The sequence below is a fragment of the Streptomyces callyspongiae genome (genome assembly GCF_047200695.1).
Classification (GTDB): domain Bacteria; phylum Actinomycetota; class Actinomycetes; order Streptomycetales; family Streptomycetaceae; genus Streptomyces.
Genome location: NZ_JBJZOM010000004.1, coordinates 120,101 through 141,569, shown reverse-complemented (window position 1 = coordinate 141,569; position 21,469 = coordinate 120,101). Strand labels below are relative to the sequence as shown.

Sequence of the window (21,469 nt, the reverse complement as noted above, 5' to 3'; positions counted from 1 at the left end):
GTCATCGGGCCGGCTCCGGGGCCCCGCGCCCCGGAGCCGGCCCGGGGCCGACGTGCTTGCGCCGGACCAGCAGGGTCAGGGTCGCGGCCACGGAGACGCCGCTGAGGTTGATGAGGAGCTGGAGCGCGGCCTCGCCGCAGCGTCCCCAGTCGCCCGCCACCGCGGCCAGGACGGCGAAGCCCGCGGCCGGCACCGTCGTCACGGAGATGAAGACACCGACCAGCGTGCTCGGCTTCGCCGAGGTGAGGGCGATCATGCCCGCGACCCCGGCGAGCAGCGCGACGATCACGGAGAACGGGCCCACCTCGTAGACGAACGAGGCCTCGTGCAGGTTCGCCAGATCCCCGGCCTCGAACAGTCCGCCGAGATGGGCGACCAGCGTGAGCGCCGCGGTGACCAGCATCGCCACGGGGTAGCCGACGCAGAGCGCCAGCGCGGCACGGGCCGCCAGTTCGTGCCGCCTGCCGACGGCGGCCACCGCCAGGGCGGCCAGCGGCCCGAAGTCGGGACTCACCACCATCGCCCCCACCAGTGTGATCGCCGAATCGGTGATGACCCCCGCCGCGGCGAGGAGGCAGGCGATGGTCAGAAACCCCAGGTACACCGGATTGATCCGGCTCTCCTCGCCGGTGGTGGCGACCAGTTCCTCCCAGATGACCGCGTCGGCGTCCTCACCCGGTGCGTTCCGCTCGGCGGCCGCGGCGGACTCGGAGAGCAGCACGTCGACGGACTGCAGACTGATCTGGCCCCTCCGGCTCACGCCCTGCTCCGCCAGCCGCCGCACCACGTCCTCGGCCGCCTTGCGGGCGACCACGGCCTCGACGACGTCTCCGACGGGCTGCCTGCTCACGCCCTCCGCGACCACGACGTGCGCGACTCCCGGCTCCGTGCCGAGGAACCCGACCACGGACGCACTCTCGTCCGCCGGGCAAATCACTCTGAGGTGCAACATGGGGCCAGTATCGGGATTCCGGGAACGCACCCGTCGGATGTCGGACCCCCGGGTGCGGTCCTTCGTCGCGCCCGCACGGAACTGTCGCGGTGGAGGGGCGACGCGGAGCCGCGCCCGGCGCCCCTCCACCGGGAACGTCAGTCCGAGGAGCCGGTGACGGCCTCCGCCCGCTCGCCGGCCGGTTCCAGCCGCACCACGATCGCCTTCGACGTCGGCTGGTTGCTGGTCCCGGAGACGCTGTCCAGCGGCACCAGGACGTTGGTCTCCGGGTAGTACGCGGCGGCGCAGCCGCGCACCGTCGGATACGGCACCGCGACGAAGCCCGCCGCCCGGCGCTCCTCACCGCCCGCCCAGACGCTCACCAGATCCACGCGGTCGCCTTCCGCGAGGCCGAGATCCGCCAGGTCCGCCGGGTTGACCAGCACCACGTGGCGGCTGCCGTGGATGCCCCGGTAGCGGTCGTTGTCCGAGTAGGGGATGGTGTTCCACTGGTCGTGGGAGCGCAGCGTCTGCAGCAGCAGGTGACCTTCGGGTGTTTCCGGCATCTCCCAGTCGTTGCGGGTGAAACGGGCCGCGCCGACGGACGTGGGGAAGACGCCCTCGTTGACCGGATTCGGCAGCCGGATGCCCTCCGGGCGCGCCACCCGCCGGTTGAAGTCGTGCAGCCCGGGGACGATTCGGGAGATGCGGTCCCGGATCGCGCCGTAGTCGGCCTCGAACTCCTTCCAGGGAATGCCCTTTCCGCCGTCGAGAGTGCGGGCGGCGAGGCGGCACAGGATGGCGACCTCGCTCAGCAGCACCGGAGAGGCCGGTTCCAGACGCCCCCACGAGGCGTGCACCTCGCTCATGGAGTCCTCCACGGTCACGCACTGCTCGCCGCCCGCCTGCACGTCGCGCTCGGTGCGGCCCAGTGTCGGGAGGATGAGCGCGGTCCGTCCGCACACCGTGTGGGAGCGGTTGAGCTTGGTCGAGACGTGCGCGGTGAGGCGGCACCCGCGGAGCGCGTCCTCGGTGGCCGCACTGTCCGGAGCGGCCCGGACGAAGTTGCCCGCGACACCGAGGAAGGTCCTGATGCGGCCCTCGCGCATGGCGCGGATCGCGCCCACCGAGTCCACGCCGTGCGCCCGGGGCGGATCGAAGCCGAACTCCTCCTGCAGTGCGTCCAGGAAGGAGTCCGGCATCTTCTCCCAGATGCCCATCGTGCGGTCGCCCTGCACGTTGCTGTGGCCCCTCACCGGGCAGGCGCCGGTGCCCGGCCTGCCGAGGTTCCCGCGCAGCATCAGGAAGTTCACGATCTCCCTGATGGTGGGGACGGCGTGCTTGTGCTGCGTGATGCCCATGGCCCAGCAGACGATGACGCGCTTGCTGCCCAGGACTTCGTCCCGGACCTGCTCGATCTCGTCGCGCGTCAGCCCGGTCGCGGTGAGGATGTCGTCCCAGCCGATGGTGCGCGCGTGCTGCGCGAACTCCTCGAAGCCACTGGTCCGCGAGTCGATGAAGGTGCGGTCCAGGACGGTGCCCGGCCGCGCGTCCTCCGCCTCCAGCAGCAGCCGGTTCAGCCCCTGGAACAGGGCGAGGTCGCCGCCGCCGCGGATGTGGAGGAACCGGTCGGCGATGCCGGTGCCCCGCCCGACGAGGCCGCGCGCCTTCTGCGGGTTCTTGAACCGCAGCAGCCCGGCTTCCGGCAGTGGGTTGACCGCCACGATACGGGCGCCGTTGCGTTTCGCCTCCTCCAGCGCCGACAGCTGGCGGGGGTGGTTGGTGCCCGGGTTCTGCCCCACCAGGAAGATCAGGTCCGCGTGGTGGATGTCGTGCAGGCTGACGGTGCCCTTCCCCGTGCCCAGGGTCTCGTGCAGCGCGGCCCCGCTCGACTCGTGGCACATGTTGCTGCAGTCGGGCAGGTTGTTGGTGCCGAAGGCCCTGGCGAAGAGCTGCAGGACGAACGCCGCCTCGTTGCTGACGCGGCCCGAGGTGTAGAAGACCGCTTCGTCGGGCGAGTCCAGGGACCTCAGCTCCGCGGCGACCAGCCCGAGGGCGTCGTGCCAGCTGATGGGCTCGTAGTGGTCCGAGTCCGGCCGCTTGACCACGGGTTCGGTGAGCCGCCCCTGCTGATTCAGCCACCGGTCGGAACGCCTGCCCAGTTCCGACACGGAGTGCTCGCGGAAGAAGTCCGCCCCGATCCGGCGCGTCGTCGCCTCGTCGTTGATGTGCTTGGCGCCGTTCTCGCAGTACTCGTTGCGGTGCCGCTTCCCCGCCGGAGGGTCCGGCCAAGCACAGCCCGGACAGTCGATGCCGCCCACCTGGTTCATCGTCAGCAGCGTCCTGCCCACCCGGGGCACCGACGTCTGCCGCAGCGAGTAGTCCATCGCGTGCGCCACGGCGGGCGCACCCGCCGCCCAGTCCTGGGGCGGGGACACCGTCGGTCCCTCGTCCTGCTCTTCTTCCGGTGTCCTGGCCATCGGGCCGCCTCCGTCCGTGGTGTGCGGGTGCGTCAGCCGACGGGCCAGTGGGGAACGTGGGTCCCGGAGGGCTCCCGGCCGGTCGGCTGCACATGTCCGTGGTGAACGGTTCCCCGCCAGCCTCCCACCTCTTCGCCCAGCCCCTCGACGAAGTCGCGGAAGTGACCGAGTTCACGCCGCACGACGCGGCCCGTCAGCGCGGCCGCGCGCCGCGCCCCGGGGCCCTGCCCGCGGTCGATCCGCAGCCGCACGGTCACCTCGGTGCGGTCCGCCGCCGTGGCGCGGAAGGACACCTCACCCTCGTGGCGGGGGAACCGCTGGGGGCTGCGCCAGGTGAGGAAGGAGTCCGGTCGCTGCTCCACGATCTCCGCCAGGAACTCGGTGCGCAGTGGGCCCAGCCCCACGTGCCAGCGGGTGAGGGTGGGCGTCACCTGCTCCACGCCGCGCACCGACGGCATGAAGCGCGGAAAGCTCGTGAACTGCGTCCACTGGTTGTAGGCCGTACGCAGGGGGACCCCGACGTCGACCGTCTCCTCGATGGTGTGCATCGCCGGTCCGTCCTCGACTGTCGCTCCGCTCAGTGTCGGCGTTCCTCCTGCCCCGCGCCACCTGGTTGCGCCGGAGGAGGGGCGCTGTCTCCGGGCGTACCCCTGTGGCACGGTCCGACACCGACCGTGCCGGTCGGGGAAGCGCAGAGGCCGTGGACGGCCCCTGCGGCGACTGCCTGTTCACCTCCGCGGTGGGAGTCAGGGGTACAGCTGAACGGAGTAGGTCGAGGTGAGGTTTCTCCAGTAGCCGGCCGAGCAGTTGTTGATGTCAAGGTTCCAGGCCACGCTTCCCGTGCCGTCCCACCCCGTGTACCCCCGAACGCCTGCGCCGTCCGTCTGGCAGTTGAAGACCGTGTACTCGCCGACCAGGCCGTGCACGTTGTAGATGCCGTAGGAGTACCAGCTGTACACGAGCGGGTGGTTGGTGCCCCCGTCCCAGACGTCGCCTTCGTAGACGCAGACCCACCCGGGGTCGCAGACGTCGGTCAGGGCATTGCCGGAGTCCGGTGCGGCCGCTGCCTCTGTCGGCGGGGCGGCCAGGGCCGTGGGTGCGGCGACCGCGGCAGGCACGGTCAGTCCCAGGCAGGAGACGAGCAGGAGCAGGAGGCGACGCACGGGAACTCCTCGCTTCTCGGTGAGCATGGCGTGACTCTTGGTAGTCGCGGTTCGCCGTTCTTGTCAAGAACCTGACCAGATTGCCCCCGTCGCAGTCCGGGGGGATGCGGGCGGGGGCGGCGAGGACGGATGGGGAGCGGCATGTCCACCGTCGGAACGCGATGAAGGGCTGACCTGCGGAAGCAGATCAGCCCTTCATCGTTCAGGGTGAATGACGGGACTTGAACCCGCGACTTCCTGGACCACAACCAGGTGCTCTACCAACTGAGCTACATCCACCACAACCGGCGCGTTTCCCGTACCGGCCGAGAAAGAGTGTACAGGGTTTTCAGGGGTGCTCGTGCACGGTTTCTGTTCCGGAGCCCTCCGAGGGCTTCCCGGGGGCCTCCGCCGAGGCGCCGCCGACGACGTGCCGGGAGGCGATGTCCTTGGCCGTCTCGGAGTCGGGTCCGGGCTGCGGCACGAAGACCGCCTCGCGGTAGTAGCGCAGCTCGGCGATGGACTCCCGGATGTCCGCGAGGGCGCGGTGGTTGCCGCTCTTCTCGGGGCTGTTGAAGTAGGCGCGGGGGTACCAGCGGCGGGCCAGCTCCTTCACCGAGGAGACGTCGACGATCCGGTAGTGGAGATACCCCTCCAGCGTGGGCATGTCCCTGGCGAGGAAGCCGCGGTCGGTGCCCACCGAGTTGCCGCACAGCGGCGCGCGCCGGACATCCGGGACGTGCGCACGGATGTAGTCGAGTACCAGCTTCTCCGCCTCGGCGAGCGTCGTTCCGGCGTCGAGCTCCTCGAGCAGCCCCGAGGCGGTGTGCATCTCCCGCACGACCTCCGGCATGTTCTCCAGCGCCTCGGCCGGGGGGCGGATGACGACGTCCACGCCCTCGCCGAGGACGTTCAGCTCGGAGTCCGTGACCAGAGCGGCCACCTCCACCAGCGCGTCGTCCGTCAGCGAGAGGCCGGTCATCTCGCAGTCGATCCACACCATGCGATCATTCATGCGCTCACCCTACGTCGCCTGTCCACGGTCCCCGCCGCGCTGCCTGGGCAGCCGGTGCGACCAGGCGTCCGACTGCGGCTTCCCGGGTTCCGGGCCGCCGGCGGTGCCCGCCGCCGCGCTCTCGTCGCGGGGCTCGGTGCGATGCGCCCGGCGACCGTCCGTGACGGTGCTGCTGCCGTCCTGCGCCGGGAGGTGCAGTCCCTGTGCGGCGGAGCCCGCCTCCGGGCGCCGAGCGCGGTAGGCGGCGCGGTAGGACGCCGGCGAGGCGCCCAGCTGGCGCCGGAAGTGACCCCGCAGTGCGACGGGCGACCGGAAGCCGCAGCGCGCCGCCACTTCGTCCACGGAGTAGTCGGTGGTCTCGAGCAGGCGTTGTGCCTGGAGTACACGCTGGGTGATCAGCCACTGCAGCGGCGCACTCCCGGTGAGGGTGCGGAAGCGCCGGTCGAAGGTGCGTCGGCTCATGTAGGCGCGCGCGGCGAGGGCCTCCACGTCGAACTGCTCGTGGAGGTGCTCCAGCGCCCAGGCGACGACCTCGGCCAGCGGGTCGGCGCCGATCTCCTCCGGTAATGACCTGTCCAGGTGCCGGGGGTGGCCCCCGTCCGTCGCCGATGCTCTCCGCGGGGGCACCACGAGCCTCCGGGCGAGGGCTCCGGCGGCATCCGTTCCGTGGTCCGAACGCACCACGTGGAGGCAGAGGTCGATGCCGGCAGCGGTGCCGGCGGAGGTCAGGATGTCGCCGTCGTCGACGAACAGTTCGCGCGGGTCGACATGCACGGCCGGGTAGCGCTTGGCGAGCGTCGGGGCGTACATCCAGTGCGTCGTCGCCGGACGTCCGTCCAGCAGCCCCGCCGCGGCGAGGACGAAGGCGCCGGTGCACAGCCCCAGCACCCGGGCACCTTCCTCGTGGGCCTGGCGGAGCGCCTGCAGGGCCGGTGCGGGCGGCGGTTGCGTGATGGAGCGCCAGGCGGGGACGACCACGGTGCCGGCGCGGGACAGCGCCTCGAGGCCGTGCGGTGCGGCCAACTGGAGGCCGCCGGTGGTGCGGAGCGGGCCGTCCTCACCCGCGCAGGCAAGGAGGCGGTAGCGCGGGACGCCGGCGTCCTGCCGGTCGATCCCGAACACCGAGAGCGGGATGGAGCTCTCGAATATGGGTCCGCCGCTGAACAGCAGCACGGCGACGACCTCGCGCCGACGGCGGGTCGCCGGCCTGCGGGTGGCCGTCGTCTGACCCTCCCGGGACTCCTCCTGGCTGGTGGGAACGCTCATCGGACTGTAAGCCCCCCTCATCGTCGCGCGTCTTCAAGATCCTTCACTTATCTCCCCCGCGGCGATAGCCAAGATCGAATCTACTGTCTCGCACGAGTTCGGCGAGCCAAGTTCAGCAGGTGACGCCATATCGACTTGGCCACGTGGCGTGAAGCCTGCGGCCACGAAGCGTTCCACTGACCGGGCCCGTTGGGTAGTACGCATAACCTCACTGCCCGTCCGCTGCCGCTCCCACACCCCGGTCGAACCCCTTTCTGCCCTGGTGGGAGGGGCTGCGGGAGGGGACGGAAAGCCTTCTCCCACAGTGTGGATCAAGTTGGCTGAAAAGTGAGGGGGCGCACGGGGGCGCATACGTGCAGGTAACCAGGGTGTAAGGGGCGCAGCGGCACGTTGCGCGAAGTGTCCGGTTGGTGCATGCTCCGGGGTCACGCGCGTCGCCCGCGACCCGCCCTCGCAGGCGCTGGGTGCGGGGGGAGTGCGGTCGTACTCTTGGGGTAGGGGTAGGGACAGACGGTCCCGGTCGTAGTCCCGGCCCCGGCCCCGCTGTTGCAACCGAGCACCGTCCGACAGACCGTTCCCTCCGCAGAGGGCTCACACGCCGAGACATCCATGGCTGGACACGAGATCCCCGATCCCGCGGACCGCAGACGGGTCGCCGATTCCCAGGTGGCGCCCGACACGGTGCCCGCGGTCTCCGACATGGAGGAGCCCCGGCGCCACCCCTGCGACCCGGCGTTCCGGCACGGCGTCGTGGTCGGCTTCGACGGTTCGACCTCCAGCGAACGTGCCCTGGCCTACGCGATCGGCATGGCGCACCGCTCCGGTTCCGGCCTCGTGATCGTGCACGTGGCCAACCGGTTGCCCTCCGCGGTGTGGGCCGGTTGCGAGCCACCCGTCTTCGTAGACGTCCCCGACCACCGCACCGAGGTCCTGGGCTTCGAACTCGCCTGCGCCGACCACCTCACCCAGGTGCCCTGGGTGCTCGTGGAGCGGGGCGGCGACATCTGCCACGAACTGGAGGAGGTCGGGCGGGAGTACGAAGCCGACGCCATCGTGGTGGGCTCGACGCACGGGCTCGCGGGGCGTCTCTTCGGATCGGTCTCCGGGCGGCTCGCCCGGCGGGCGCAGCGTCCCGTCGTGGTCATTCCCTGAACGGCGCCCCGTCCGGCAGGGTCTGACGGAGCCCCACTCGTCCCCTCTCGCGGAATCCGTCCGGCTTCGGAGGTGGATTGTGCTTTTGTGCGGGGCATACACAGAGCAGCGAGCCGCCGCCCGGGGGTGACGGTCCCCGGCAGTGGCGGCATCCCGCCGGCGTATTGGGCGACGCCGGCGATCGCGGGGCGGGTTTCCGCGCGGTTGGTGGCCCACGCGGAAGCCTGCCCCGCCCCACGTCGCCGCCCCGTCGGGCCTACTCGACGGTGACCGACTTGGCGAGGTTGCGGGGCTTGTCGATGTCCCGCTCCAGGCACAGAGCCGTGTGGTAGGCGAGCAGTTGCAGCGGGATTCCCAGCAGGATCGGGTCGAGCTCGGGTTCGTTCCTCGGCACCAGAATCGTGTGGTCCGCCTTTTCCTGCTGCTGGTGGGAGACGGCCAGGATCGGGCCGCTGCGGGCCTTGACCTCCTCGAGGGTGGCCCGGTTCTTCTCCAGCAGATCGTCGTCGGGAACCACGGCCACGGTCGGCACCGCGGGCTCGATGAGGGCCAGCGGCCCGTGCTTCAGCTCGGACGCCGGATATGCCTCCGCGTGGATGTACGACACTTCCTTGAGCTTCAGCGAGGCCTCGCGGGCGACGGGGTAGCCGCGCACCCGGCCGACGAACATCATGCTGCGGGCCCGGGCGTACTCGGTCGCGAGTTCCGCGATCCGCTCCTCGCCGTCCAGGATCTGCTGGATCTGGTGGGGGAGCCTGCGCAGCCCCGCGATGAGGCGCTTGCCGTCGGCGACGGAGAGGTCCCGGATCCGGCCCAGGTGCAGTGCGAGCAGGGCGAAGGCCACGGCGGTGTTGGTGAAGCACTTCGTGGACACCACGCAGACCTCCGGGCCGGCGTGCACGTACACGCCCCCGTCCGTCTCCCGGGCGATCGCGGAGCCGACGACGTTGACGACGCCGAGTACGCGTGCCCCCTTGCGTTTCAGCTCCTGCACCGCTGCCAGGGTGTCGTAGGTCTCCCCGGACTGACTGACGGCGATGTAGAGGGTGTCCGGGTCGACCACGGCGTTGCGGTACCGGAACTCGCTGGCGGGTTCCGCGTCGGCCGGGATGCGGGCCAGCTCTTCGACGAGCTGTGCGCCGATCATGCCTGCGTGGTAGGCGGAACCGCAGCCGAGGACCTTCACGCGGCGCACTCCGCGCGCCTCCCGGGCGTCCAGGTTCAGGCCGCCGAGGTGGACGGTGGCGAAGCGGTCGTCGATCCGGCCGCGCAGCACCCGGTCCACCGCGTCGGCCTGCTCGGCGATCTCCTTGCGCATGTAGGTTTCGTGGTCGCCCATGTCGTAGGACTCGGCGGCCCATTCGACGGTCTCGGGCGAGGTCGAGGTGCGGGAGCCCTCGGTGGTGCAGGTGCGGTAGTCGTCGGCCTTGACCGTCGCCATCTCGCCGTCGTTCAGCGTGACGACCTGGCGCGTGTGGGACACCAGGGCGGCCACGTCGGAGGCGACGAACATCTCGCGTTCGCCGACCCCCAGGACGACCGGGGACCCGTTGCGGGCGACCACGATGCGGTCCGGGAAGTCGGCGTGCAGCACCGCGATCCCGTAGGTGCCCTCCACGCGGCGCAGCGCCTCTCTGACCTTCCCCTCCAGGGTGTCGGACTGCGCCTGCGCCACCAGGTGGGCGAGGACCTCGGTGTCGGTCTCGGAGGCCAGTTCCACGCCGTCGGCGGCGAGTTTGGCCCGCAGTTCGGCGGCGTTGTCGATGATGCCGTTGTGGACGACGGCGACCCTTCCGCCGGCGTCCAGGTGCGGGTGGGCGTTGGCGTCGTTCGGCGCACCGTGGGTGGCCCAGCGGGTGTGGGCGATGCCGGCGGTGCCGGAGAAGCGCTTGGGGAGGCGGGACTCCAGGTCGCGCACCCGCCCCTGGGCCTTGGCCGCCCGGAGGCCGGAACTGCGCGACTGGACGGCGATGCCCGCGGAGTCGTAGCCGCGGTACTCCAGGCGCTGCAGGCCTTCCAGCAGCAGCGGGGCGACGTCCCGCTTACCGATGTATCCCACGATTCCGCACACGGTGCCTCTCCTTCGCCAGTCCTTCGGGTGTGGTCCCACGGGCCGGGGCGGCCCGGGCCGGGTGCTGCTCAGCCGTAGACGATCCGCCGCAGTTGCCGGTGCGAGAGCGTGGGCGGTGCGACGGCCCGGTGGGGCAGTTCGTCCGCGATCCGTGCGAAGACGGCGTCGTTGCGGAGGCCGCGGGCCTTCAGCTCCCGGTGGCGGCGGCGCACGAACTCCTCGGTGGTCTCGTCGAAGTACGCCAGCACGTCGAGGACCACCCGGGCCGCCTCGCCGCGCGGCAGCGCGGTGGTGCGGGCCAGGTGGTCGACGAGGTCCTCGTGGACCGGGTTCCGGCGCTCCAGCATTCGACGATGGTGCGGCGCAGAACCCGGTTCCGCAAATTTTCTGCCCGGAATCGGGCAGGAAGTGCCCGGAATGGCGGATGGGAGGGAGTGTCGCCGTCGATCAACCGCTCGGACGACGGACGGGGCGTCCCGGACCGGAGGGCCGGGACGCCCCGTCGCAGAGGTGCGGAAGCCGTCAGAAGCCGAGCTCGCGGGCGATCAGCATGCGCTGCACCTCGCTGGTGCCCTCGCCGATCTCCAGGATCTTCGCGTCGCGCCACATGCGGGCCACCGGGTACTCGTTCATGAAGCCGTACCCGCCGTGGATCTGGGTGGCTTCCCGGGCGTTGGTGACCGCGATCTCCGAGGAGTAGAGCTTCGCCAGGGCGGCCTCCTTCTTGAAGCGTTCCCCGGCCAGCATGCGGGAGGCGGCGTCGCGCCAGGCAAGACGGGCGGTGTAGGCCCGCATCTCCATGTCCGCCAGCTTGAACTGGATGGCCTGGTTGCTCCCGATCGGCTTGCCGAACGCCTTCCGGGTCTTCGCGTAGGCCACGGACTCGTCCACGCAGCCCTGTGCCAGGCCGGTGGCCAGCGCCGCGATGGCGATGCGGCCCTCGTCGAGGATCCGCAGGAACTGGGCGTAGCCCCGGCCCTCCTCGCCCACCAGGTTCTCGCCCGGCACCCGCACGTCGCTGAACGACAGTTCGCGGGTGTCCGAGGCGTTCCAGCCGACCTTCGAGTAGGGCGCGGCCACGGTGAACCCCGGCGTGCCGGAGGGGACGAGGATGCTGGAGATCAGCGGCGAGCCGTCCTCCTTGCGCCCCGTCACGGCCGTGACGGTGACCAGACCGGTGATGTCGGTGCCGGAGTTGGTGATGAAGCACTTCGAGCCGTTGATGACCCACTCGCCGGTCTTCTCGTCGCGGACCGCCGTGGTCCGGGTGCCGCCGGCGTCGGAGCCGCACTCCGGTTCGGTCAGCCCGAACGCGCCGAGCGTCTCGCCGGAGCAGAGCTTCGGCAGCCAGGTCCGCTTCTGCTCCTCGGTACCGAAGCGGTGGATCGGCATCGCGCCGAGCGAGACGCCTGCCTCCAGGGTGATCGCCACCGAGGAGTCGACGCGGGCCAGCTCCTCCAGGGCGATGCCGAGGGTGAGGTAGTCGCCGCCCATCCCGCCGTACTCCTCCGGGAACGGCAGGCCGAACAGGCCCATCTCTCCCATCTGGCGGACGATGTCGTAGGGGAACTCGTGGTTCTCGTAGAACTCGCCGATCTTGGGAGCCACCACGTCGTGCGCGAACTCCTCGACGGTGCGGCGCAGTTCCTCGTGCTCCGGTGCGAGACGGTGATCGAGTGTCATGACGGATCCTTGTGGGAGAGCGCTCGGACGGTACGGGAGGGGCTGGGGCGACCCAGCTGTTCGGCCATCCAGCCGCTGGTGGCGGTGAGTCGGCCGAGATCGACCCCGGTCTCGATGCCGAGGCCGTGCAACATCCACACGAGGTCTTCGGTGGCGAGGTTGCCGGTGGCGCTCTTCGCGTACGGGCAGCCGCCGAGGCCGCCGGCGGAGGCGTCCACCGTGGTCACGCCGTGCTGCAGCGCGGCGAAGGTGTTGGCCAGTGCCTGGCCGTAGGTGTCGTGGAAGTGGACGGCGACGCGGTCGGCGCCGATCCCCTCCGCCGCGAGCGCGGTGAGCAGCGCCGCGACATGGCCCGGGGTCGCGACCCCGATGGTGTCGCCGAGGCTGAGTTCGCCGCAGCCCATGTCCACCAGGCGGCGGCAGACCCGCACCACCTGCTCGACCGGCACGGCGCCCTCCCAGGGGTCGCCGAAGCACATCGACAGGTAGCCGCGGACCTTGGCGCCGGCCTCCCGGGCCCGGGAGACGACCGGCTCGAACATCGTGAGGGCCTCGTCGACCGTGCGGTTGAGGTTGGCCTTGGCGAAGGACTCCGTGGCGCTGGCGAACACCGCCACCTCGTGGGCGTCCAGCGCCAGCGCGCGCTCCAGTCCGCGGGAGTTGGGCACCAGGACGGGCAGCCGTGCCCGGGCCCCCAGACCGGAGAGGCGCGGATACAGTTCCTCGGCGTCGGCGAGCTGCGGTACCCAGCGCGGGTGCACGAAGCTGGTGGCCTCCACCGTGTCCAGTCCGGCCTCGACCAGCCGCAGGATGAACTCCGCCTTCACCTCGACCGGTACCGTCGCCTGCTCGTTCTGCAGGCCGTCACGGGGCCCGACCTCGTGGATGCGTACCCGGCCGGGAAGGCCTTCCGCGGGCACGGTCATGGGCAGAGGCCCGGTGCTGCCGCCCGGGGCGGTCGGTGCGTTCATGCGGCACCCTCCTCGGGACTCCCGGCCTCCTTGGGCTCCACAACGGCGAGGACCTGGTCCATCGCGACCGCCGTGCCCGCGGAGACGTCCAGTTCGGTGACCACGCCGTCGTACGGGGAGGCGATGACGTGTTCCATCTTCATCGCCTCGACGACCAGCAGGCTCTGCCCGGCGACGACCTCCTCGCCGAGCTGCGCCTTCACGACCGTGACCGTGCCCGGCATGGGAGCGGTGAGCGCGTCCGCGCCGTGCGCGCCGGCTCCGCCGCGCAGCGCTGCCTCGACCGGGTCGTGGTCCGTGACGTGCCACGCCTGCCCCTCCCGGCCCAGCCAGCGCCCTTCCGGGCCGGCGGTGTGCACGAAGTGCAGGGTGATGCCCGCCCACTCCAGGACGGCGGTGTTCGCGGCCGTGCCGTGCAGCAGGCGCGCCCGCACCGGATCCGCGTCGCCGATGCGGACCTGTGCGTCGTGGGCGCGGCCGCGCACATGCACCGTGACCGGCTCGTGCCCGGGGACGCGCAGCGGGTGCGCCGTCCAGGCCGGGTCCGCGCCGGTGCGGAACCCGGAGGGCACGGAGAACGGGTCCACCCACCCGGTGGGCGTGGCGTCCGGTTCGAGCGCCGCCTGGCGCAGCAGGGCTGCGGCGGCGTGGACCTCGTCGGGCACGCCGGTCGCCACCAGACCGGCCGCGTCACGGTCGACGAGGCCGGTGTCGAGGTCGCCGGAGACGACCTCCGGATGGGCGAGCAGGGCCCGGAGGAAGCCGATGTTGGTGTCCACGCCGAGTACGGCCGTCCTGCCGAGCGCGGCCCGCAGCGTACGGAGTGCGGAGGCGCGGTCAGGGCCGTGGGCGATCACCTTGGAGAGCATCGGGTCGTAGGAGGTGCCCACTTCGGTGCCCTCGCCGAGCCCGGAGTCCGTGCGCACTCCCTGGCCCTCGGGCTCCTCGAGCAGGCGTACGGTGCCGGCCGAGGGGAGGAAGTCGACCCGGTTCCCGGAGACGCGTGCGGTTTCGGCGCAGACCCGGGCCTCGACGGCGTGGCCGTTCAGGGAGACCTCCGCCTGGCCGAACGGCAGGGCCTCGCCCGCGGCGACCCGCAGCTGCCACGCCACCAGGTCGAGGCCGGTGACCAGTTCGGTGACCGGGTGCTCCACCTGGAGGCGGGTGTTCATCTCCATGAAGAAGTAGTCCCGCGGGCCGTCCTCGGGCGCCGGGCCGCCGGGGACGATGAACTCGACCGTGCCGGCGCCGCGGTAGCCGCAGGACCGGGCCGCGTCGACCGCTGCCTCGCCCATGGCGGCGCGGGTCGCCTCGTCGAGCAGGGGGCTGGGGGCCTCCTCGATGATCTTCTGATGGCGCCGCTGGAGCGAGCACTCGCGCTCGCCGAGGTGCACGACGTTCCCGTGGGAGTCGGCCAGGACCTGGATCTCGATGTGGCGCGGCCGGTCGATCCACCGCTCCACGAGCAGGGTGTCGTCGCCGAAGGAGCCCCGCGCCTCACGGCGCGCGGAGGCGATCTCGTCGGCGAGGCGGGACTCCTCGCGCACCAGCCGCATACCCTTGCCGCCGCCGCCGGCCGAGGGCTTGAGGAGGACGGGCATGCCGATCCTCCGGGCGGCGGTCGCCAGTTCCTCGTCCGTCAGGCCCGATCCGGACGAGCCGGGCACCACCGGTACTCCGGCCGCCCGGACGGTCTCCTTCGCGCGGATCTTGTCGCCCATCAGCTCGATGGCTGTGGCGGGCGGCCCGATGAACACCAGCCCCGCCTCGGTGCAGGCAGCGGCGAACGCGGCGTTCTCCGCGAGGAACCCGTATCCCGGGTGGACGGCCTGGGCCCCGGTCCGGCGTGCGGCGTCCAGCAGCCGTTCCACCGACAGATAGCTCTCGGAGGCGGCCGCCGGGCCGATGCGTACGGCGGTGTCGGCCTCCCGCACGTGCCGGGCGTCGGCGTCGGCGTCGCTGTGGACGGCGACCGAGCGCACGCCCTCCGCGCGCAGGGTGCGGATGACCCGCACCGCGATCTCGCCGCGGTTGGCCACCAGTACCGTGTCGAACATCGTCATCGTCGTTCTTCCCCTCACATCCGGAACACGCCGAAGGCGGGCGCGTGCGGATCCCTCTCGGGCAGTGGTCCGTTGGCGCAGGCGGTGAGTGCGAGCCCGAGCACCTGGCGGGTCTCCAGCGGGTCGATCACGCCGTCGTCCCACAGCCGTGCGGTGGCGTAGTAGGCGTTGCCCTGCTCCTCGTACTGGGCGCGGACCGGTCCGCGGAAGGCCTCTTCCTCCTCCTCGCTCCACTCCTCGCCGCGGGCCTCGATCTGGTCCCGCTTGACCGTGGCCAGCACCGAAGCGGCCTGCTCGCCGCCCATCACGGAGATCTTCGCGTTGGGCCACATCCACAGGAAGCGGGGGCCGTACGCGCGGCCGCACATGGAGTAGTTGCCCGCCCCGTAGGAGCCGCCGACGACGACGGTGAGCTTGGGCACGCGGGTGCACGCCACCGCCGTGACCATCTTGGCACCGTGCTTGGCGATGCCGCCCGCCTCGTAGTCCTTGCCGACCATGAAGCCGGAGATGTTCTGCAGGAACAGCAGCGGGATGCCGCGCTGGTCGCAGAGTTCGATGAAGTGGGCGCCCTTCTGGGCGGACTCGGCGAACAGGATGCCGTTGTTGGCGACGATGCCGACGGGGTGGCCGTGGATGTGGGCGAAGCCTGTCACCAGCGTGGTGCCGTACTCCGCCTTGAACTCCTGGAAGCGCGAGCCGTCGACCACGCGGGCGATGACCTCGCGCACGTCGTACGGGGTGCGCGAGTCGACGGGCACGGCCGAGTAGAGCCCGGCCGGGTCGACCGCCGGCTCCTGGGGAGCGGTGACGGTCCAGGGCAGGCTCGCGCGCGCGGGCAGCGTGCCGACGATGTTCCGCACGATGCGCAGTGCGTGCGGGTCGTCCTCCGCGAGGTGGTCGGTGACGCCGGAGGTGCGGGAGTGGACCTCGCCGCCGCCCAGCTCCTCGGCCGTGACGACCGCTCCGGTCGCCGCCTTCACCAGCGGCGGACCGCCGAGGAAGATCGTGCCCTGGTTGCGGACGATCACCGCCTCGTCGCTCATCGCGGGCACGTAGGCGCCCCCGGCGGTGCAGGAACCGAGCACCGCGGCGATCTGCGGGATACCGGCTCCGGACATCCTCGCCTGGTTGTAGAAGATCCTGCCGAAGTGCTCGCGGTCCGGGAACACCTCGTCCTGCATGGGCAGGAAGGCTCCGCCGGAGTCGACCAGGTAGATGCAGGGCAGGTGGTTCTCCAGGGCGATCTCCTGCGCCCGGAGATGCTTCTTGACGGTCATCGGGTAGTAGGTGCCGCCCTTGACGGTGGCGTCGTTCGCCACGATCACGGCCTCGCGCCCGGACACCCGGCCGATACCGGCGATGACTCCTGCCGCGGGCGCCGCGCCGCCGTACATGCCGTCGGCGGCCAGCGGCGCGATCTCCAGGAACGGGGATCCGGGGTCGAGCAGCGCGTCCACCCGCTCCCGGGGCAGCAGCTTGCCGCGGGCGGTGTGCCGCGCGCGGGCCTTCTCGCCGCCGCCGAGCCGGGCCGTGGCGAGCTTCTCCCGCAGCTGCGCCGCCAGCTCGCGGTGTGCGGCCTCGTTCGCCCGGCAGTTCTCGGATGTCGGGTCGACGCCGCTGACCAGCGCCGTTGCCTGCTCCATGCCGCTGAGCCCCCTTGCTCCTCGCACGCGTTAATGGGCGTTAACCCTTGCGGCTCAGGTTAACGCCCATTAACGCGACTGTCTAGAATGGACCGCATGACCACCAGCGCGGAAGGCACGACCGCCGACCGGGGGGCCGCCCCGCCCACCCGGCGCGAGCAGATCCTGCGGGAGGCGGCACGCCTCTTCGCCGAGCGCGGCTTCCACGGGGTGGGGGTCGACGAGATAGGTGCCGCCGTCGGCATCAGCGGGCCCGGTCTCTACCGGCACTTCGCCGGGAAGGACGCCATGCTCGCCGAACTCCTGGTCGGCATCAGCCGGCGGCTGCACGACGGCGGCGCGGCTCGGGTGGCGGAGTCCGCCGCGGACGGGCTCTCCCCGGACGCCGCGCTGGACGCGCTGATCGCGGGCCACATCGACTTCGCGCTCGACGACCGCGCCCTCATCACGCTCCACGACCGTGAGCTGGACCGGCTGCGGGAGGACGACCGCAAGCAGGTCCGCAAGCTCCAGCGGCAGTACGTGGAGCTGTGGGTGGACGCGGTGCGGGCGGTCTACCCCGGGCTGACACGGCTGGAGGCACGGGTCTCGGTGCACACGGTCTTCGGGCTGCTCAACTCCACGCCCCACCTCTCCGGTCCGTCCTCCCTGCCGGACCGGGACACCACGGCTGCCCTGCTGCACCGCCTGGCCCGCGGGGCGCTGGCCGCGGCGCCGCGGGAGAGTGCCCCTGGACAGTCCTGGTGACCGACCGGTAACTTGATCTGAGCAAGCGCTTAGACACTGGGAGGTGCTCCGTGCGGCGTACGGTTTTCGGCGAGGACCACGAAGCGTTCCGGCAGACCATCCGCGCCTTCATCGAGGCCGAGGTCGTCCCGTTCTACCCGGAGTGGGCCGAGCAGGGGTACGTCCCGCGCGACTTCTACAAGAAGCTCGGCGAGCTGGGTGTCTTCGGCATCGAGGTGCCCGAGGAATACGGCGGCGCCGGCGAGACCAGCTTCAAGTTCAACGCGGTGATCAGCGAGGAGTGCGCCCGCGCCGGAGTCAGCTTCGGCGGGTCCAGCGTGCACACCGCACTCTGCCTGCCCTACCTGCTCGCCTACGGCACCGAGGAGCAGAAGCAGCGCTGGCTGCCGCCCTTCGTCTCCGGCGGGATGATGACGGCCATCGCCATGACCGAGCCCGGTACCGGGTCCGACCTGGCGGGCATGCGCACCACCGCCACGCTCTCCGAGGACGGCACCCACTACATACTCAACGGCGCCAAGACCTTCATCACCGGCGGCGTCCAGGCCGACCGGGTCCTGGTCTGCTGCCGCACCTCGCCGCCGGACCCCGCCAACCGCCGCGGCGGCATCTCCATCCTGGTCGTGGACGCCGCCTCCGAGGGGTACGCGGTGGGGCGCACGCTCGACAAGCTCGGCCTGAAGTCCTCCGACACGGCCGAACTCTCCTTCACCGATGTCCGCGTGCCCGTCGAGGACCTGCTGGGCGAGGAGGGCGAGGCCTTCGGCTACCTCACCCACAACCTGCCCCAGGAGCGCCTCGGCATCGCCGTCGGCGCCTACGCGCAGGCGGCCGCGGCCGTCCGCTTCGCCCGCGAGTACGTCAAGGAGCGCACGGTCTTCGGCAAAGAGGTCGCCTCCTTCCAGAACACCAAGTTCGTGCTCGCCGACTGCAAGGCCGACGTCGACGCCATGCAGGCGGTCGTCGACCGCGCGCTGGAGGCGCACGACGCCCACGAGCTGACCGCGGCGGACGCCGCCTCCGCGAAACTCTTCACCACCGAGACCGCCGCCCGCGTCATCGACAAGTGCCTCCAGCTGCACGGCGGCTACGGGTACATGACCGAATACCCCATCTCCCGGCTCTACGCGGACACCCGGGTCACCCGCATCTACGGCGGAACGAGCGAGGTCATGCGCTCGATCATCGCCAAGTCCATGGGAATGTGAAGCACGTGAACGACCCCGAGGCGGAACTCGCCGACCTGCTCGACCTGCTCGACCTCGAGCGCGTCGAGCAGGACATCTTCCGCGGCACCAGCCGCCCCTCCCTGATCCCCCGCGTGTTCGGCGGGCAGGTTGCCGCGCAGGCGCTGGTGGCCGCCTGCCGCACGGTCCCGGAAGGCCGGCTGCCCCACTCGCTGCACGCCTACTTCCTGCGCCCCGGCGACCCCGGGGCGCCCATCGTGTACACCGTGGACCGCATCCGCGACGGCCGCTCGTTCACCACGCGGCGCGTGGTGGCCGTCCAGCACGGCCAGCCCATCTTCCACCTGTCCGCCTCCTGTCAGGCCCACGAGGAAGGAATGGAGCACCAGGAGCCGATGCCGGCCGCGCCCGACCCGGAGACGCTGCCTCCGGCCGAGGATCTGATGCCGCGCTACGCCCATCTGTTCCGCGACCCGGACACCCCGAGGCGGTTGCTCGCGGCCCGGGCCGCCGTGGACCTGCGCTACGTCGAGGCGCCGCCGTTCGCCAGCGCCGGCGAACCGCGCGAAGCCCGGTCGCAGGTGTGGTTCCGCACCAACGGCAAGCTCCACGGCACACTGGACGACCCCACGCTGCACATCTGCCTGGCGACCTACGTCTCCGACATGACCTTGCTGGACTCGGTGCTGCTCGCCCACGGACGCGGCGGCTGGGCGGTCGGCGACGTGGTGGGTGCCAGCCTCGACCACGCCATGTGGTTCCACCGCCCGTTCCGCGCCGACGAGTGGCTCCTCTACGACCAGGAGTCGCCCACCGCCCAGGGCGGCCGCGGGCTCGGCAAGGGAAGGATCTTCACCCGGGACGGCCGCCTCGCCGTGTCCGTCATCCAGGAGGGCGTCGTCCGCGTGCCCCGCTGAGGGGCGTCGCGCCCCGCAGCGGTCAGGCCCGGGCCAGACCCGCCGTGGCGAGCAGACGGGCCGTCATCGGCTCGTAGAAGCGCGGGTCGGCCACATGGTCGTCCAGCGGCACCGCCACGGCCAGGGTGTCCTCCGCCTCGCCGACGAAGAGCGCCGGGTCGTTGCAGTCCGCGAAGCCCACGGTGTCGATCCCCCGCTGGGCCGCGCATCCGGCCCATCCGTGGTCCGCGACCACCAGGTCGGGTATCGGCTCGCCGACGCGTTCCAGCGCGTCGAGTACCTGCCGCATCGGCTCCGGCGAGTGCGTGTGCCACAGGCTCGCTCCCCGCTCGTGCACCGCGACCCCGGAGAACTGCACGACCACGCCCTCGTCGGCGTACACACCCGTCGGGACCCGGACGATCTCGCAGCCCGCCGCGTGCAGCGCCGCCGCCACGGCCCCGTGGACGTCCAGCAGGCCACCGGGGTGGCCGGTGGCGAAGAGGACGCGCAGCCGGCCCGCTGCCGCCTTCCGCAACTCGGCGGCGGCCCGGTCCAGCGCCGCGACGGTGAGTTCCGGGTCGATGGTGTCCTGGCCCTGCCGGTGGTCCGGATCGTCGCTGACTCCCACCCGCTCGGCCATCACCGCGAGCACGTCCTGCTCGTCCGTCCAGCGGTCGCCGAACTCCAGCCCCAGCCAGTAGTGGCGGTTGCCGTTGGCCAGTTCGCGGTAGTGGGCGAGGTTGTTCTCCCGCGGGGTCGCCACATTGCCGGCGATCCGGGTGTGCACCAGGTGTTCGACGAGTCCGGCGTGGCTGGTGGGGGCCGGCAGCGGCCAGGGCGAAGACATGGCGCCATTGTCCCCCGTGCCGCCGGTCGATGGACGGAGTGTCCAAAACCGCTGCCCGGGACCCTCACATCCGTCCATGTGGCCGACCGCGGGGCGCTGCCTACCCTCACAGGCATGAGCACCTCCTCCGAGCAGCACAACGACCGGCCCCGCGGTCCCGTCGACTCCTCCCGCGTCCCGCGGTACGCCGGGCCGGCGACCTTCGCACGGCTTCCCCGCCTGGACGAGGTGGGCGGACGCACGGATGTCGCGGTCGTCGGAGTGCCCTTCGACACCGGCGTCTCCTACCGGCCCGGCGCCCGGTTCGGCGGCAACGCCGTCCGCGAGGCCTCCCGCCTGCTCCGGCCGTACAACCCGGCACAGGACGCCTCGCCGTTCGCGCTGGCGCAGGTGGCGGACGCAGGCGACATCGCGGCCAACCCCTTCGACATCGGCGAGGCGGTCGAGACGGTGCAGGCCGCGGCGGACGAGATCCTCGACTCGGGCGCGCGGATGATGACCCTGGGCGGCGACCACACCATCGCGCTGCCCCTCCTCCGCGCGGCGGCACGCAAGCACGGTCCGGTCGCGCTGCTGCACTTCGACGCGCACCTGGACACCTGGGACACCTACTTCGGGGCCGCCTACACCCACGGCACCCCGTTCCGCCGCGCGGTGGAGGAGGGCATCCTCGACACCTCGGCGCTCAGCCACGTCGGGACCCGGGGGCCGCTGTACGGCCGGAAGGACCTCACCGACGACGAGAAGATGGGCTTCGGGATCGTCACCTCGGCCGACGTCATGCGGCGCGGGGTCGACGAGGTGGCCCAGCAGCTGCGCGAGCGGATCGGGGACCGGCCCCTCTACGTCTCCGTGGACATCGACGTGCTCGACCCCGCCCATGCTCCCGGCACCGGTACGCCCGAGGCCGGCGGTCTGACCTCGCGGGAGCTGCTGGAGATCCTGCGCGGCCTCGCGGACTGCCGTCTCGTCTCCGCCGACCTCGTCGAGGTGGCGCCCGCCTACGACCATGCCGAGATGACGTCGGTCGCCGCGTCCCACACGGCGTACGAACTGACCACGCTCATGGCCCGGCAGATCGCGGCCTCCCGCACCGGGGGTGCCTGACGTCCCCGGACTCCGGCCGAGCCGGCCGTACCGGGCAGAACGGCGGCGGAAACGGCGATTCTCGGCCATCTTCGCGGCGTGAAAAGGTGGCCGCCTGCGGCGTCGTGCCCCGCCGCAGTGCCGGGTCCGCCCGGCCCGATACGCGCAAACCCCCAGGCCGGAGCAGTGCCGGGAGGAGGAGGAAACCTTCCGTAGGTGTCACGTTCCCAGGGGCGTCCTCCTACGTACCGCTACCGGTTCTGTGCGACACCCGTGCACGTCG

18 protein-coding genes and 1 tRNA gene are annotated in these 21,469 nt (G+C 71.7%); 5 read left to right on the top strand and 14 right to left on the bottom strand.

Annotated elements, in window-relative coordinates; all coding sequences use genetic code 11:
• Position 1 precedes the first annotated feature (1 nt).
• The 7 genes from ACL06G_RS04880 to ACL06G_RS04850 form a co-directional block, all read right to left on the bottom strand.
• Positions 2 to 952 (bottom strand): DUF389 domain-containing protein, encoded by a 951-nt coding sequence (locus ACL06G_RS04880; protein ID WP_412835471.1) that lies wholly within the window; start codon positions 950 to 952, stop codon positions 2 to 4.
• 137 nt (positions 953 to 1,089) lie between these two features.
• Entirely contained in the window at positions 1,090 to 3,411 is a 2,322-nt protein-coding gene (locus ACL06G_RS04875; protein WP_412785583.1) for an FdhF/YdeP family oxidoreductase, read from the bottom strand.
• Positions 3,412 to 3,443: 32 nt separating this feature from the next.
• Entirely contained in the window at positions 3,444 to 3,959 is a 516-nt protein-coding gene (locus ACL06G_RS04870; RefSeq protein WP_412785584.1) for an SRPBCC family protein, read from the bottom strand.
• A gap of 198 nt (positions 3,960 to 4,157) precedes the next feature.
• Entirely contained in the window at positions 4,158 to 4,574 is a 417-nt protein-coding gene (locus ACL06G_RS04865) for a hypothetical protein (protein WP_412785585.1), read from the bottom strand.
• 206 nt (positions 4,575 to 4,780) lie between these two features.
• Positions 4,781 to 4,853, bottom strand: a tRNA-His gene (locus ACL06G_RS04860).
• Between the two features lie 49 nt (positions 4,854 to 4,902).
• On the bottom strand, positions 4,903 to 5,568 hold the full coding sequence (gene orn / locus ACL06G_RS04855) for an oligoribonuclease (RefSeq protein ID WP_412785586.1): 666 nt from the start codon (positions 5,566 to 5,568) through the stop codon (positions 4,903 to 4,905).
• Positions 5,569 to 5,577: 9 nt separating this feature from the next.
• Positions 5,578 to 6,834, bottom strand: coding sequence for a helix-turn-helix domain-containing protein (locus ACL06G_RS04850; RefSeq protein WP_412785587.1), 1,257 nt, complete (start codon positions 6,832 to 6,834; stop codon positions 5,578 to 5,580).
• 609 nt (positions 6,835 to 7,443) lie between these two features.
• On the opposite strand from ACL06G_RS04850, the gene ACL06G_RS04845 reads away from it, so the two are divergent.
• Positions 7,444 to 7,986 carry a universal stress protein gene (locus tag ACL06G_RS04845; protein ID WP_412785588.1) on the top strand — a complete coding sequence of 181 codons (543 nt, stop codon included), beginning with the start codon at positions 7,444 to 7,446 and terminating at the stop codon, positions 7,984 to 7,986.
• 256 nt (positions 7,987 to 8,242) lie between these two features.
• On the opposite strand, the gene glmS is transcribed toward ACL06G_RS04845, so the two are convergent.
• From glmS to ACL06G_RS04815, 6 genes are all read right to left on the bottom strand, one after another.
• The gene (gene glmS, locus ACL06G_RS04840; RefSeq protein ID WP_412785589.1) at positions 8,243 to 10,057 is read right to left on the bottom strand and encodes a glutamine--fructose-6-phosphate transaminase (isomerizing); all 1,815 of its coding nucleotides are present in this window, start codon (positions 10,055 to 10,057) and stop codon (positions 8,243 to 8,245) included.
• Positions 10,058 to 10,125: 68 nt separating this feature from the next.
• Positions 10,126 to 10,404 (bottom strand): hypothetical protein, encoded by a 279-nt coding sequence (locus ACL06G_RS04835; protein WP_412785590.1) that lies wholly within the window; start codon positions 10,402 to 10,404, stop codon positions 10,126 to 10,128.
• Positions 10,405 to 10,579: 175 nt separating this feature from the next.
• Positions 10,580 to 11,740 (bottom strand): acyl-CoA dehydrogenase family protein, encoded by a 1,161-nt coding sequence (locus ACL06G_RS04830; RefSeq protein WP_412835470.1) that lies wholly within the window; start codon positions 11,738 to 11,740, stop codon positions 10,580 to 10,582.
• Positions 11,737 to 12,711: a hydroxymethylglutaryl-CoA lyase gene (locus ACL06G_RS04825; RefSeq protein WP_412835469.1), complete on the bottom strand. Its 975-nt coding sequence runs from the start codon at positions 12,709 to 12,711 to the stop codon at positions 11,737 to 11,739. The genes ACL06G_RS04830 and ACL06G_RS04825 overlap by 4 nt, the downstream gene beginning before the upstream one ends.
• On the bottom strand, positions 12,708 to 14,768 hold the full coding sequence (locus ACL06G_RS04820; protein WP_412785646.1) for an acetyl/propionyl/methylcrotonyl-CoA carboxylase subunit alpha: 2,061 nt from the start codon (positions 14,766 to 14,768) through the stop codon (positions 12,708 to 12,710). Before ACL06G_RS04820 ends, ACL06G_RS04825 begins: the two co-directional genes overlap by 4 nt.
• A 20-nt stretch (positions 14,769 to 14,788) precedes the next feature.
• On the bottom strand, positions 14,789 to 16,420 hold the full coding sequence (locus tag ACL06G_RS04815) for a carboxyl transferase domain-containing protein (protein ID WP_412785593.1): 1,632 nt from the start codon (positions 16,418 to 16,420) through the stop codon (positions 14,789 to 14,791).
• Positions 16,421 to 16,516: 96 nt separating this feature from the next.
• On the opposite strand from ACL06G_RS04815, the gene ACL06G_RS04810 reads away from it, so the two are divergent.
• Genes ACL06G_RS04810 through ACL06G_RS04800 form a run of 3 tightly spaced genes read left to right on the top strand, consistent with a single transcriptional unit; the run spans position 16,517 to position 19,271 of the window.
• A complete protein-coding gene (locus tag ACL06G_RS04810) occupies positions 16,517 to 17,167 on the top strand; it encodes an SACE_7040 family transcriptional regulator (protein WP_412835468.1) in 651 nt (216 codons plus the stop codon).
• Between the two features lie 50 nt (positions 17,168 to 17,217).
• Positions 17,218 to 18,375 carry an acyl-CoA dehydrogenase family protein gene (locus tag ACL06G_RS04805; RefSeq protein ID WP_412785595.1) on the top strand — a complete coding sequence of 386 codons (1,158 nt, stop codon included), beginning with the start codon at positions 17,218 to 17,220 and terminating at the stop codon, positions 18,373 to 18,375.
• A gap of 5 nt (positions 18,376 to 18,380) precedes the next feature.
• The gene (locus tag ACL06G_RS04800; RefSeq protein WP_412785596.1) at positions 18,381 to 19,271 is read left to right on the top strand and encodes an acyl-CoA thioesterase; all 891 of its coding nucleotides are present in this window, start codon (positions 18,381 to 18,383) and stop codon (positions 19,269 to 19,271) included.
• A 22-nt stretch (positions 19,272 to 19,293) separates the two neighbouring features.
• Here the strand turns inward: ACL06G_RS04800 and ACL06G_RS04795 are convergent, their stop codons facing one another.
• The gene (locus tag ACL06G_RS04795) at positions 19,294 to 20,100 is read right to left on the bottom strand and encodes a phosphatase (RefSeq protein WP_412785597.1); all 807 of its coding nucleotides are present in this window, start codon (positions 20,098 to 20,100) and stop codon (positions 19,294 to 19,296) included.
• Positions 20,101 to 20,214: 114 nt separating this feature from the next.
• Between ACL06G_RS04795 and speB the strand changes: the two genes are divergently transcribed.
• Complete coding sequence (gene speB, locus ACL06G_RS04790; protein WP_412835467.1) at positions 20,215 to 21,207, top strand: agmatinase; 993 nt, start codon at positions 20,215 to 20,217, stop codon at positions 21,205 to 21,207.
• The last annotated feature ends 262 nt before the right edge of the window (positions 21,208 to 21,469 follow it).